General features: G+C 63.4%; 10 protein-coding genes and 1 tRNA gene. 2 read left to right on the forward strand and 9 right to left on the reverse strand.

The window, feature by feature from the left end; genetic code table 11:
- Positions 1-107: 107 nt before the first annotated feature.
- The 3 genes from C7G41_RS00305 to C7G41_RS00315 form a co-directional block, all read right to left on the reverse strand.
- Entirely contained in the window at positions 108-1,661 is a 1,554-nt protein-coding gene (locus tag C7G41_RS00305) for a DUF262 domain-containing protein (protein WP_106940725.1), read from the reverse strand.
- 222 nt (positions 1,662-1,883) lie between these two features.
- Positions 1,884-1,960, reverse strand: a tRNA-His gene (locus C7G41_RS00310).
- Positions 1,961-2,153: 193 nt separating this feature from the next.
- Positions 2,154-2,591 carry a phasin gene (locus tag C7G41_RS00315; RefSeq protein ID WP_106940726.1) on the reverse strand — a complete coding sequence of 146 codons (438 nt, stop codon included), beginning with the start codon at positions 2,589-2,591 and terminating at the stop codon, positions 2,154-2,156.
- Positions 2,592-3,242: 651 nt separating this feature from the next.
- Here C7G41_RS00315 and C7G41_RS00320 point away from each other — a divergent pair.
- Both C7G41_RS00320 and C7G41_RS00330 read left to right on the forward strand, forming a co-directional pair.
- A complete protein-coding gene (locus C7G41_RS00320) occupies positions 3,243-6,758 on the forward strand; it encodes a PAS domain-containing sensor histidine kinase (RefSeq protein WP_106940727.1) in 3,516 nt (1,171 codons plus the stop codon).
- A 282-nt stretch (positions 6,759-7,040) separates the two neighbouring features.
- The gene (locus C7G41_RS00330; protein ID WP_245446427.1) at positions 7,041-8,147 is read left to right on the forward strand and encodes an AI-2E family transporter; all 1,107 of its coding nucleotides are present in this window, start codon (positions 7,041-7,043) and stop codon (positions 8,145-8,147) included.
- Between the two features lie 58 nt (positions 8,148-8,205).
- Here C7G41_RS00330 and C7G41_RS00335 read toward each other — a convergent pair whose 3' ends face one another.
- From C7G41_RS00335 to C7G41_RS00360, 6 genes are all read right to left on the reverse strand, one after another.
- Positions 8,206-9,378: an acetyl-CoA C-acyltransferase gene (locus C7G41_RS00335; protein ID WP_106940730.1), complete on the reverse strand. Its 1,173-nt coding sequence runs from the start codon at positions 9,376-9,378 to the stop codon at positions 8,206-8,208.
- Positions 9,379-9,530: 152 nt separating this feature from the next.
- Positions 9,531-11,120 carry a phosphoglycerate dehydrogenase gene (serA, locus tag C7G41_RS00340; RefSeq protein WP_106940731.1) on the reverse strand — a complete coding sequence of 530 codons (1,590 nt, stop codon included), beginning with the start codon at positions 11,118-11,120 and terminating at the stop codon, positions 9,531-9,533.
- 135 nt (positions 11,121-11,255) lie between these two features.
- Complete coding sequence (locus C7G41_RS00345) at positions 11,256-12,428, reverse strand: phosphoserine transaminase (RefSeq protein WP_106940732.1); 1,173 nt, start codon at positions 12,426-12,428, stop codon at positions 11,256-11,258.
- A gap of 79 nt (positions 12,429-12,507) precedes the next feature.
- Positions 12,508-12,699: a hypothetical protein gene (locus C7G41_RS00350; RefSeq protein ID WP_245446428.1), complete on the reverse strand. Its 192-nt coding sequence runs from the start codon at positions 12,697-12,699 to the stop codon at positions 12,508-12,510.
- A 173-nt stretch (positions 12,700-12,872) separates the two neighbouring features.
- Positions 12,873-13,337 carry a GNAT family N-acetyltransferase gene (locus C7G41_RS00355; RefSeq protein WP_106940734.1) on the reverse strand — a complete coding sequence of 155 codons (465 nt, stop codon included), beginning with the start codon at positions 13,335-13,337 and terminating at the stop codon, positions 12,873-12,875.
- 25 nt (positions 13,338-13,362) lie between these two features.
- Positions 13,363-13,953 (reverse strand): glutathione S-transferase family protein, encoded by a 591-nt coding sequence (locus C7G41_RS00360; RefSeq protein ID WP_106941434.1) that lies wholly within the window; start codon positions 13,951-13,953, stop codon positions 13,363-13,365.
- Between the last annotated feature and the right edge of the window lie 30 nt (positions 13,954-13,983).

Genomic DNA, 13,983 nt, shown 5'->3' on the forward strand with positions numbered 1-13,983 from the left:
CAACACTGGGCTCGAGCAGCGTTGCGGACACTCCCCGCGTCGAGGGCTTTGTGCACTGTCACCGTAATTCCAATCGATGTCGTCGAAGCAGCCCCGTTTGGCCGTCCTTAGTTCTTGACGCCAGTATTGCAGAAGGGATGGACCAAATCGCCGTTCGCGGGGTTTCCTAGTCCTCCTTCTCTCACGCGCTTTATATGATCGTAGGAAACCGACTTGTGCGGATCGAGCTTCCCCCCGCAAACGTTACATGTGATGGCGTTGATGAGTGCCTTTGAGATGAATATCTGCGACTTGTCCTCGTCGGAAAAACGCGTGGGGCCAAGTTGCGCAGTATTCACGTCGATTATGCGCCCACGAAGTCCCAAATGAGCAATCGCTTCCTCAGGAGTGACTAGTCGATCTGCAGAGTCGCTGATTAAGAACGCAAACAAGTCCCGCATCTTTGAGACGCGATTGCCTTTCCCCATATTCTGCAACAGGATTCCAATGAGCGATTTGTTGTCAATCAGGAACCTCTCTAAATTCTTCCGAGCGTAGGTGAATTTTTTGAAGTAACCATCGTCGTTGTTTCGCAGTTTCTCCGCTATCAGACTGGCCATGCCAAGAAATAGGAATCGACTGTACTTTCCTTTTTCGTTGTAGAAGTAGACTGCGGGGTGGAGACCAAGGCTGCCGTGCGAATTGCCTGTCATTTTCTCGATTATCGAAAGGGCGACTCTTAGAACGCGGCGTGTCTCCTCACCATCGGAGTCATTTTCGTACTTGTCGATCGGTCGCGCACCGTTGACGTGTGTTGTTCCAGATATCGTCAGGTACTCAATTAAGAGGCTTAAAGCATCAACAGGGGAAACTGATCCCCCGAGGGGGACATCTAACGTCTTCAAAGGCATATCAACTTCAGGTTCAAAGAAAGACGTGTACAGTTTTTTGGCTAGTTCCTCGACCGCCGCTTTCTTTGTTTCTTCAAACGCCGACCAGTAAGCGTTACCGGTGCCTGAACGCAGGATTGCTCGTGCTCCGATAGCGATTGGCTTCCGCCTATTGCGGATCAGCATAGTCTCTACGTCATCAAGCGGAGTTCCCTGCGAATTGATCTTGAAGAATGACGTCTCCGCGACATCAGCGCTGCCTTGAACCCACTGTAGCGTAAGCGATCGGGTAAAAAGAGTGTTCGCACGCTTCGTTTCAATTCCTTGTTTCTTGCTACCAAGCAACCCTTTCAATGTCGTGTAGCGGCCGACTCTCTCTTCAATCAGCTTTCGAGTACGTGCAGCGATCTGTTTTTGATCCTTTGAAATCTCGTTCCCGTAAAAGTCGAGAGAAATGCTGCGGTCGCCATAGTCATCCGTGATCCATGCTCGTAGTGCGCTCAGTCGATGGCCTCCGTCGAGGACAAAAATGAAACCAGGTGACTTCCAGAGTATGAGCGACGGAATAACTTCGTTGTCGAGAAAACTTGCGATGAACGTCGCGACTTGATCGGGACTCCAATGGTTCGTTTCACGTTGAAAGTCTGGTTTTCGAAGCAACTTTAGATACGGCGACTCTGGCGCTAGATGAGTGATTGGGAAATCTTTGAAGAGATCGATGGCAGTCTCTTCCTCCTTAATCTCAAAATCTTCTCGCGGGATCATCGCATCGAGGTTTACGCGTCGAGCCATTTCAACTCCCCAAAGTCGAACCAAATCCCAGAACTATCTCATGAATCGCTAGCTCAACTAGGGGCTGTTTTCGACTGTCCCCGCGAACCTTTGGGTTGCAACGCCAGCTAGCCGGATCGCGAGCCGTCGCGAAATGGGCGGCGGCGCAATGCCACGAAAACCCAGATTCGCTGCCCAATCGTTGCGAACGGATCAGGCACACAGGCAAATGATTGAAATCGCTGGTACAGTTGGGTGGGCTCGAACCACCGACCTCCTGTTCCACAGACAGGCGCTCTAACCAACTGAGCTACAACTGCATCCTTGCGAGCCGCCCGAGGGGCGCCCTTGATAGGGCCGGTCACCGAGGGGGGCTGGACGGGGCGGAAACTAGGTGCAACGGGCGTTTTTGGCAAGGCCGCAAAACCCGATAATCGCGCCTCAACAACGTTATTTCCAAAGCAAAACCCGGGCTCTAGGCCCGGGTTTCTTAATTCAGACGTCCCAGCCAGATCAGGCGGCGGGGGGCGTGTAGAGCTTGGCGGCAGAGGCCTTGATCGGCTCGGCGGCGGCACTGGCAGCGCGCTGGGCGATCTCGGCGAGCTCCTTGGCCTGGGCCTGGAAGGTCTCGAGCTGCGTCTTGGAATGGCCGGTCCACAGCGCGAACGCATCCTGCGGCGCCTTCACGCTGAACAGCTCCTGGGTGAAGTCGAGATGGGCCTTGGTGTTGGCCTTCGCGAACTCCATCAGCTTGGCGGTGTATTCGCTGACGCCCTTGTGGGCGGACGCGAACACGGCCTCGACGGTGCCGTTGTGGCTTTCGGCGGCGTCCTTGAACTTGGCGTAGTTCTCGCGGGCCTGCGACACGCCCTTTTCGGCGAACGCACGCATCTGCTCCGGAACCTCGAACGGAATGACGGAGGCGGAGAATGGATCAGTCGTACCTGTCATGGTTTGTCCCTCACACGAATGAAAAAACGGAGTGAGCCTTCAGGCGCGCCCACCGGCCAACCGGGTGACGGGAGCGAAGACTGGAAACACAAAACGGATGATGGCTCGCCCAGCGCGAGGACCATGCCTGCCTAAAATGTCAACATTGTGCAGCGCAACGGGTTTGGAGGGTGCATTGCAAAATTTAATCTCGGAGAGGATGAGGTTCCCGGGCGGGGGAACCGGTGGTTGAGGTTGTTTTGGGGCGGCGGCAGCGCTGTCTCCGTTCCCTCCCCCCTTGTGGGGGAGGGTCAGGGAGGGGGGTGCCACACGGGGATTCTCTCTGTCGCGCTTCGCCTCGGGGCAACGGCTGACACTATTTGCTGGGCTTACCCCTCTCCCTAGCCCTCCCCCACAAGGGGGGAGGGAACGCAGCTTGGGTGGGGCACGAGTTCGGCTTGGTGCGACTGACGATCCCCGCCACGCGAATCCTGCGGATGCAGCGCCGTCGCGCCTTGCGGGGTCGGGGACATTAAGGTTATCGCGGCTTTAGGCCTTGCCGCCTAGGCTTGGGACGTGGACCTGCCCGCGGCTGCGGGCGATACTAACCCTTTCTTAAGGCTGCCATTCCCGGCAGCCTTATGCGCACAAGCGGGACGCGAAGCCGGTTGGATGAGTAGTTCGGATTTCCAGTTGCGAGGCGTGGGCGATCCCCGGCTGGCCGTGCACGCGACCTCGCCGCTGCCCGCCTGGCTCTGGTCGATCGACGGCACGCGCGTGCTCTGGGCCAATCCGGTCGGCGCAAGGCTGTTCGGCGCGGCCCATGCCACCGCGCTGGCAGACAAGACCTTCGGCCCCGCCGACAGCCACCGCCGCCAGATCATCCGGCTGGCCGGCCGGTTGCCCGCGAACGGCGCCATCCGGCTCGAACGGCTGCGCGGCTTCGGCGCGCGGCTCGGCACGCTGATGACCTGCGCCTGTGCCCGGCTCGACTTCGCCGATGGCGGCCAATTCTTCCAAGGATCTGCAGTGCTCGTCACCGCGATGGACCCGGGCTTACGCTCCATGCCGCTGGTCGAGCGGCTGCTTCGTCTCGTCGACGGCGCCAAGACGCCGATGGCGGCGTTCGCACCCGACGGCCTGTTCGTCGGCGCCAGCGAAACCGCCCGCACCCTGCTCGGCTTCCGCGACCTGGGCGAGGCCGGCCTCGAGCAGGCGCGCAGCGATGCGCTTCGCCAGGGCCGCGCCGAGACGCCGATCGGCATCGGCCAGATGGTGCTGCAGCGGGTCGGCAGCGGCGCCGATGTCGGCCTGGTCGCGCTGATCGAGCCTGCCGTGCAGCAGGCGGCGCCTGCGACTGACCACGTCGAACCCGAGGCCGCTGAACACATCGCGCGCCAAGACGTCGGGCGCGAAGACATCGCTCAGCCCGAGGCTGCGCCGCCCCCTGCTCCCGCCGCCGTGCCGGAGCATATGCAAGCAGCGCCCTCGCACGAGGCGCCATCCGAAATCGCGCTGTTCGACGCCTTTGCCGAGCCGGTCGACGCGCCGGAAACAACGATCGCGCATGAACCGCCCGTGCACGAGCCGGCGACGGAGATCGTGACGATCCAGCAGGCCGTCGAGGAAGCGGCCGAAGCCGCGCCCGCCGAGGTCGAACCGAAGACTCCGGTTGAAAACAAGACTCCGGTTGAAAACTCGGCCGAAGCCATGGTGTCGCCGCAGGCCGCGCCGACCGTGACCGGCATGGTCGAGCCGCCGTCGGGCCACGAAGAGCCGCCCGCACCGCGTCAGCATCCTCTGCGCTTCCTCTGGAAGATGGATGCAGAGAGCCGCTTTGTGCTTCTCTCCGACGAATTCATCCACCTGATCGGTCCGCGCACAGCCGCCGGCTTCGGCCGCTCCTGGCGCGAGATCGCCGACGCGTTCGCACTCGATCCTGAGGGACGCGTGGCGCAGGCGCTGGCCAGCAAGGACACCTGGGCCGGGATCACCGTGAACTGGCCGGCCGACGGCGGCGAGCATCTGCCGGTCGAGCTTGCCGGGCTTCCGGTTTATGACGGCGAACGCAACTTCGCGGGCTTCAGGGGTTTTGGCGTCTGCCGCGATCTCGACGGCCTCAACCGGCTCGATGCGCTCAGGCGTTTCGAACTGTTGGCCCAACCGTCGGCGCCGCAAAGCCTGTCCGCCGATGTGGTCGAGCCGGAGCCTGAACCCGAGCCCGAGCCTCAGCTAGAGGCGCCGCCGCCTCCGCCGATCGAGCCGCCCGCACCTGAGCCTGAGCCTGAGCCTGAGCCTGAGCCCGCACCTGAGCCTGAAGCCGAACTGCCCGAACCCAAAACCGACGCGAATTCACATCCAACCGATCCGGAAACGCCAGTGGAAACGCCTCCCAATGTCCTGCCGTTCCGCGCGCCCGGCGACACGCGATCGCCGACGCTGACGCCGGTCGAGAATAGCGCGTTCAACGAGCTCGCCCGGCAATTGTCCGAGCGCCTCGAACGCGACAAGGAAACCATCGCGGCATCGTCCGAGCCGCCGGATGACGAGATCACGTCTGAGGCGCCGACGCCGGAGCCCAAGCCTGAGCCTGAGACGCCGCACGCGCCGGCCGAATGGCTGACCGAGCCCGCGCCGCCCGCGCACGGCCACAGCACGCGCGACCGCGCGCTGCTCGACCTGCTGCCGACCGGCATCCTGATCTACCGGCTCGACCGCCTGCTCTACGCCAACCCCGCCTTTCTCGCGCGCATGGGCTACGCCAGCCTGAGCGCGCTGGAGAATGCCGGCGGGCTGGACGCGCTCTATGTCGAGCCGGGCGTGTCCGCGGCCAGCAGCACGTCGCAAGCAGGCACGCCCGTCACGATCAGCGCGACGCTCGCCAATGGCGAAGCGCCGCTGCCGACCACCGAGGCGCATCTGCACGCGATCGACTGGGACGGCGAGAGCGCGCATGCGCTGATCTGCGCGCTGCCGCAAGCAGCCCCCGTTGCGGCAGCGCCCGTCATCGCGGAGACCATCGTCACCGAGACCATTGTGCCCGAGACCTACACCACCGCGCCCGAGCCCGAGGTCGGCGAGGCCGACGCCGAAGATCTCGCCGCGATCCTCGACACCACGGCCGAGGGCATCGTCATGTTCGATGCCGAAGGCAACATCCACGCCTGCAACCGCAGCGCCGAGGCGCTGTTCGGCTATGACGGCGAGACGCTGATGCAGCAGAATCTGGTGACGCTGTTCGCGCCGGAAAGCCAGCATATCGTGATCGACTATCTGGAGAACCTCAAGAGCCAGGACATCGCGAGCCTGCTCGACCACGGCCGCGAGGTGCTGGGGCGCGAAAAGAAGGGCGGCGTCATTCCGCTCGCGATGATCATGGGCCGCACCAGACCCGACGGCCCGAACTTCTTCGCCGTGTTCCGTGACCTCTCGCACAGCAAGCAGGGCGAGAGCGAGCTGACGCAGGCACGACGCCTCGTCGACGGCGCGGCCAATGCCAAGGCCGACATGCTGGCGCGGATCAGCCACGAGATCCGCACGCCGCTCAACGCCATCATCGGCTTCTCGGAGGTGATGATCTCGGAGCGCTTCGGCACGCTCGGCAACGAGCGCTACGGCGAGTACATGAAGGACATCCGCGCGTCCGGCGAGCGCGTTATCGCCATCATCGACGATCTGCTGGAGCTGTCGCGGATCGAGACCGGCAAGCTCGACCTCAACTTCGCCAATCTCAGCCTCAACGATCTGGTCGAGGCCTGCGTGGTCGTGATGCAGCCGCAGGCCAATCGCGAGCGCATCATCATCCGCACCTCGCTCGGCCATGCGCTGCCGCAGGTGAGCGTCGATGCGCGCGCGATGCGGCAGATCACCATGAACCTGATCTCGAACTCGATCCGGCTTGCGAGCGCCGGCGGCCAGGTCATCGTCTCGACCGCGCTCACCGACCGCGGCGAGGTCGCACTTCGCATCCGCGACACCGGCCATGGCCTCACCGAGCGCGAAGTCGCCGCCGCGATGGAGCCGTTCCGGACGCCACCGCCTGGCGACGCCGAGGACAATTCGGCGCTGAGCCTGTCGCTGACCAAGGCCCTGGTCGAAGCCAACCGCGCCCGCTTCAACATCAAGAGCGCGGCGAACTCCGGCTCGCTGATCGAGGTGGTGTTCGCACCGGCGCTGGCAAAGGCCTAGTCGCGGCGCCTCGATTTCCCGCCGATGCTGCACGCCGCGGCCGCGCGGCGGCCGGCCTCGTGCCGGGCGGCTTCGGCCGCGCCGCGTCCGACGAAGGGCGCCACCTCATTGCAACGTATTCCCGAACGGAACCGAAGCCCCTTGTTGCGGCTTGAGGCATTGACAAACTTTTCTCCTGCCGACCGGTTCGACATTGCAGCGCCCGCACCCCAGTGATTTCAGATGACCGGCCGAGCGAAATCCGTGGCATCGAAGCAGCGTTCGCTCAAGCGGAGCGACGCGGTGCGGAGCGAGGGAGGCTCGACCACCCCTGAGCGAAAGCCGCTGCCCACCGGCGCGGGCGCGCGCATGAACGCCCGGGTCGTGCTTGCCCTTGGGCTGGTCGCACTCGCGTTGTGGACGGCGGCGGGATTTCTTCCCGCTTTGATCTGGGCCGCGATTCTCGCAACCAGCCTGTGGCCGCTCTACACCAAATTTGCAGCACGCGTGAGCTCCGGCCGGTCCAGCCTGGCTCCGCTGGTCTTTACGCTCGTCGTCGCCCTCATCCTGTTTACGCCGATGTCACTCGCCGTCTATCAGATCGCGCAGCAAGGCGACCTGCTCGTGGGCTGGATGAAGCAGGCCGGAGAGAGCGGAATCGAAGTGCCTGATTGGCTCGCCCGCCTTCCGATCGCCGCGGAGAGCATGGAGCAGTGGTGGCGCACCAATCTTTCCGATCCCAAGGCCGCGACCGCGTGGCTGAAAAGCGTCAACGCAGACAACGCATCGGAACTGTTTCGAACGTTCGGCGGACAGCTGCTTCACCGCATGTTTCTTCTGTTCTTTTCGCTGGTGGCCTTGTTCGTCTTGCTGCGCAACGGCCGGTCGATCTCGGACCGCGTGCTGGAAACCTGCGATCGACTTTTCGGTGAGGCGGGAGAGGGTCTCGCCGAGCAAATGGTCGATGCGATCCGCGGCACCGTCAACGGTACGGTGCTGGTCGCCGCGGGCGAGGGATTATTGATCGGCGTCGCCTATTTCGTCGCCGGCGTGCCGCATGCCATCGTATTCACGATATTGACGACGGCCTTCGCCATGCTTCCCTTCGGCGCCTGGCTGGCTTTCACCGCTGCGGCGCTGGTCCTGATCTCCGGCGGCGGCAGCGGCTTCGCAGCCGCGGGCGTCTTCTTCTGGGGCGCGATCGTCATGTTGGCCGGCGATCATTTCGTATGGCCGACCCTGGTCGGCGACTCCGCGCGGCTGCCGTTTCTGTTCGCGTTCGTCGGAATCTTCGGAGGCTTGGCTGCCTTCGGCCTCCTGGGCTTGTTTTTAGGCCCGGTGATCATGTCAGCCTTGCTGGTGGTCTGGCGCGAGTGGGTGTTCCGACCTGTCGCGCATAAGAACGGTTGAGAAAGCAAAAGGCACGGCGCTTGCGACGCCGTGCCTTCCGCATTGATGAAGCTCGATCTCAGCTGTAGATTTCGAACAGGCCCGCGCCGCCCTGGCCGCCGCCGATGCACATCGTCACCACGCCCCATTTGGCCTTGCGGCGCTTGCCTTCCTGGAGGATGTGGCCGGTGAGACGTGCGCCGGTCATGCCGAAGGGATGGCCGATCGCGATCGAGCCGCCGTTGACATTGTACTTGGCGGGATCGATGCCGAGCTTGTCGCGCGAATAGAGGCACTGGCTGGCGAAGGCTTCGTTGAGCTCCCAGAGATCGATGTCGTCGATCTTCAGGCCATGACGCTTCAACAGCTTCGGCACGGCAAAGATCGGACCGATGCCCATCTCGTCCGGCTCGCAACCGGCCGCCGCCCAGGCGACGAAGCGGCCCATGGGATTGAGGCCGCGCTTCTCCGCGTCTTTGGCTTCCATCAGCACCACGGCCGCGGCGCCGTCGGAGAGCTGGCTGGCGTTGCCCGCCGTGACGAACTTGCCGGGGCCCCTGACGGGCTCGAGCTTGGCGAGACCTTCCAGCGTGGTCTCGGGCCGGTTGCACTCGTCGCGGTCGACGACGTAATCGACGATCGACTCGGCCTTGGTCGCCTTGTCGACCACTTTCATCTTGGTCTTCATCGGGACGATCTCGTCCTTGAACTTGCCCGCCTGCTGCGCGGCGGCCATGCGGCGCTGCGACTCCAGCGAATACTCGTCCTGATATTCGCGGCTGAGCTTGTAGCGCTCGGCGACGATATCGGCGGTGTCGATCATCGCCATGAAGATCGCCGGCGCCGTCTTGAGCAGCTCGGGATCGATCGATTCCTTCGGCGTGCCGCCGCCCGGCATCGAGATGCTCTCGACGCCGCCTGCGACGATGCAATCGGAACCGTCCGAGCGGATCGAGTTGGCGGCCATCGCGATGGTCTGGAGACCGGACGAGCAGAACCGGTTCACCGAGACGCCCCCGGTCGATTTCGGCATTCCTGCCAGCAGCGCGGCCTGGCGGCCGATGTTCGGCGCGCCATGGGCGCAATTGCCGAGATAGCAATCCTCGACATAGTCCTTCTCGACGCCGGCACGGTCGACCGCGTGGTGAATGGCGTGGGCCGCGAGCGACATCGGCGGGGTGATGTTGAACCCGCCGCGGCCGGATTTCGCGAGGCCCGTGCGTGCATAGGAAACGATGACGGCTTCACGCATTGTTTTCTCCCTTTTCGAACGATTTGAACGGAGCGTCGGTCGACGTCTTCTCGGCGCCATTGGTACACAATGTCCAGCGGTCGCGGGAGAAATAAAAACGCCGCCCTCGCGAGAGGGCGGCGTTGTTCCGCGGGTCGGAATATGTCGGCGTATCAGAACGTCAGCGCCTTGACCTGCTTGACCTGCGGCAGGGCCTGCACCTTGGCGAGCAGATCGGCCGGCACCGCGCCGTCGACCTCGATCAGCGCGATGGCATCGGAGCCCGGCGCGACGCGGCCGAGATGGAAGGTCGCGATGTTGATCTTGGCATCGCCGAGCAGGCTCGCGAACTTGCCGATGAAGCCCGGCTTGTCCTCGTTGGTCACGTAGATCATCGACTTGCCAAATTCAGCGTCGACGCGGATGCCCTTGATGTCGACCAGGCGTGGCTTGCCGTCGGCATAGACCGTGCCCGAGACCGACCGCTCCTGCCGCTCGGTGGTGACGGTGACGGTGATCAGGCTTTCATAGTCGCTCTGGGCGGCGCGGACGATCTCGTCGACCACCATGCCGCGCTCCTTGGCGACGACGGGCGCGGACACGACGTTGACCTCGCCCAGCATCGGCCGCAGCAGGCCGGACAGCACGGCGGAGGTGATCGCCTTGATCTTCATCTCCGCGACATGGCCTTCATAGGTGATCTCGACCTTGAGGATGCCGCTCTCGGTCAGCTGGCCGGCGAACGAGCCGAGCTTTTCGGCGAGCGCGATGAACGGCTTCAGCTTCGGCGCTTCTTCCGCCGTGATCGAGGGGAAGTTGACGGCATTCGAGATCGCGCCGGTGAGCAGATAATCCGACATCTGCTCGGCGACCTGAAGCGCGACGTTCTCCTGCGCTTCGGTGGTGGACGCGCCGAGATGCGGCGTGCAGATCACGTTGGGATGACCGAACAGAACGTTCGCGGTGGCGGGCTCCTCGACAAAGACGTCGAACGCGGCGCCCGCGATGTGCTTGGAATTCAAGGCGTCGACCACGGCCTGCTCGTCGACGAGGCCGCCGCGGGCGCAATTGATCAGGCGCACGCCCTTCTTCATCCTGGCGATCGCGGCCGCGTCGATGATGTTCTTGGTCTTCTCGGTGAGCGGGGTGTGCAGCGTGATGAAGTCGGCGCGCTTGAGCAGGTCGTCGAGCTCGACCTTCTCGACGCCGATATCCCTGGCGCGCTCCGGCGACAGGAACGGATCGAACGCGATCACCTTCATGCGCAGGCCGAGCGCGCGGTCGGCGACGATCGAGCCGATGTTGCCGCAGCCGACGACGCCGAGCACCTTGCCGGTGATCTCGACGCCCATGAAGCGGTTCTTCTCCCACTTGCCGGCCTGGGTCGAAGCGTCCGCCTGCGGAATCTCGCGCGCCAGCGCCAGCATCAGGGTGATGGCGTGCTCGGCGGTCGTGATCGAATTGCCGAACGGCGTGTTCATCACGATGATGCCCTTGGCCGTGGCGGCGGGAATCTCGACGTTGTCGACGCCGATGCCGGCGCGGCCGATCACCTTGAGCTTGGTCGCCTTCTCCAGGATCTTCGCGGTCGCCTTGGTCGCCGAGCGGATCGCGAGGCCGTCGTAATTGCCGATGATCTCGGCGAGCTTGTCCTTGTCCTTGCCGAGGTTGGGCTGGAAGTCGACCTCGACGCCGCGATCTCTAAAGATCTGCACGGCTGCGGGAGAGAGCGCGTCGGAAATGAGAACTTTGGGCTTGGTCATGGGAATGATCCCTGATGGTCGATAAATCTGAGACCGTCATCCGCGGGCTTGACCCGCGGATCCATTCTCTTCGATGGATGGCCGGGTCAAGCCCGGCCATGACGAGATGGAGATAACGCGACGAGCGAAGCTTGCTTACGCCGCCTTGGCGAGCGTGGCCTTGGTCTCGGCAAAAGCCCAGTCGATCCACTGCGTCAGCAGCGCGACGTCACTGGCCTCGACGGTGGCGCCGCACCAGATGCGCAGGCCGGCCGGCGCATCGCGATAGTAGGCGAAGTCGTAGCCCGCGCCTTCCTTCTCGACCAGCGCCACCAGCTTCTTGGAGAAGTCGGCCTGCGCGTCCTCGGAGAGCGAGGTGATCGCGGGATCGGTGAACTTCAGGCACACCGAAGTGTTGGAACGGATCGCGGCGTCCTTGGCCAGGAAGTCGATCCAGGGCGTCTTCGCCTTCCAGTCGGCGAGCACCTTGGTGTTGGCGTCGGCGCGCGCGATCAGCGCCTTCAGGCCGCCGATCGACTTGGCCCAGTTCAGCGCGTCGAGATAATCCTCGACGCAGAGCATCGACGGCGTGTTGATGGTCTCGCCGACGAAAATGCCTTCGTTGATCTTGCCGCCCTTGGTCATGCGGAAAATCTTCGGAAGCGGCCAGGCCGGCTTGTAGGTTTCGAGCCGCTCCACCGCGCGGGGCGACAGGATCAGCATGCCGTGCGCGGCTTCGCCGCCGAGCGCCTTCTGCCAGGAGAAGGTGACGACGTCGAGCTTGGCCCAGTCGAGGGCTTGCGCGAACGCGGCCGAGGTGGCGTCGCAGATGGTCAGGCCTTCGCGGGTCGCGCTGATCCAATCGGCGTTGGGCACGCGCACGCCCGAGGTGGTGCCGTTCCAGGTGAAGACGACGTCGGACTTCGGATCGACCTTGGAGAGGTCGGGGATCTCACCGTAAGCCGCGTTGAGCTTGGTGACGTCCTTGAGCTTCAATTCTTTGACGATGTCGCTGACCCAGCCCTCGCCGAAGGATTCCCAGGCGAGCGTGGTGACGGGCCGCGCACCCAGCATCGACCACAGCGCCATCTCGACCGCGCCGGTATCGGAGGCCGGTACGATGCCGATGCGATAATCGGCAGGCACTTCGAGCACCTCGCGCGTCAAATCGATCGCGAGCTTGAGCTTGGTCTTGCCGACCTTCGCGCGATGCGAACGGCCGAGCGCTGCGTCCTTGAGATTTTGGGCATTCCATCCGGGGCGCTTGGCGCAGGGGCCGGAGGAAAAATGCGGCACGTTCGGCCGCGAAGCGGGCTTCGCTACAGTCATCGTCTACCCTTCCAGATAGTAAGCCTCCCGTTGGGGGGAGGTGTCCCGCCGCGGCTGATACGGGAATCGGGAAGACCAGTCAAGGAAGTTCCGGGGCCTCACGCGCGGGTGATAGCGCCTCCGGCGCGATATCAGGGGATTCGACCACGGCCAGCGCGTTCAGCAAGTCCGTGGCATCGTTGATCAATTGCGCGGCGCGGCGGCGGCTGCCGACTTTCAGAATGCATTTGTCATTGGCCTGCACGACGTAGTCGTTGCCGACCTTGATCATCGAATAGCTTGTCATCGAAATCCCCGAACCGACAGAGCCCGGTTTCAGACGCTCGCCTAGCACCGTTCGTTCCTGGTTCCACGTGAACGTCGAACGGTTAGTTTATCAGCTCTTAATATGAACGTATGCGCGATCCGATTTCGCTGATCGCGCAAGGCTCATAGCGTGCTGCGTCAAAAGCGGACAGTCATGCCGACGTGACTCGCTGTGAACCCAAGCCGCTTGTAGAAGCGCTGCGCATCTGTTCGCGTCTGATGCGTGAGCAGTTCGACCAGATTGCAGCCGCGCGCTTTCGCTTCCGTCACCGCCCATTGCACCAATTTCTCGCCGATGCCGCGGCTGCGGCAATCGGAAGCAACACGGACGTCTTCGAGCAGACCGCGCAGGCCGCCTTGCGAGCTGAGACCCGGCAGGATCGCGAGTTGCAGGCAGCCGACCACCCTGCCCTCGCTCTCGGCAACCACCAGCTGGAGATTTTGATCGCGCTCGACCCGCGAGAATGCTTCGTAATAAGACGCAGGCAGCGGATCTTCCAGGCGTTCGCGTGCGCTCCCGAGATGATCGTCGGCGAGCATCGCCACGATCGCAGCAACGTCCTCGCGGCACGCGGGACGAATGGAGACGGACTCGGCGTTCATGACATTACTCCTGCCTCAGCGCGCCTTAGCGCACCGGGGGAAGGCCGAGAAAGGTCTCGGCTTCGGCGATCCAGCGGCGGACGGCGGCAAAGCGGCCGAGGTCGAAGCCGCCTTCGTGCGCGACGCGGGTATAGGCAAGCAGTGACACATCGGCGAGCGAAACCGCATCGCCGGCGAGGAAACGGCTGCCGGCGAGATGCTGCTCCATGCGGTCGAGCGCCGCATAGCCGCGCTTGACCTTTTCTGGATCGAGCTCGGAGGCGTCCTTGCCGAGATAGACGAGCTGGAAGCGGCACACCGCGATATAGGGCTCGTGGCTGTATTGCTCCCAGAACAGCCATTCGTCCATCTTGGCGGCGGTGAAGGCATCGCGCGGAATGAGCGCGCTGTCGCGCGCGAGATAGCGGATGATGGCATTGGACTGCGCCAGCGTGCGACCGTCGTCGAAAGCGACGGTGGGCACCTGGCCGGCACCGTTCATCTCGAGGAATTGCGAGGTGCGGCTCTCGCCCTTACGGGTGTCGATCTCGATCCACTGGTAGGGCACCGCGAGCTTGTCGCAGACCCACTTCACTTTCAGACAATTGCCGGAATTGGTATCGCCGTAGATCCGCATCGCTGCCCCCGCGTTCAGCGACAGAGCATC

This window comes from Bradyrhizobium sp. MOS002 (assembly GCF_003020115.1).
Taxonomy (GTDB): Bacteria; Pseudomonadota; Alphaproteobacteria; order Rhizobiales; family Xanthobacteraceae; genus Bradyrhizobium.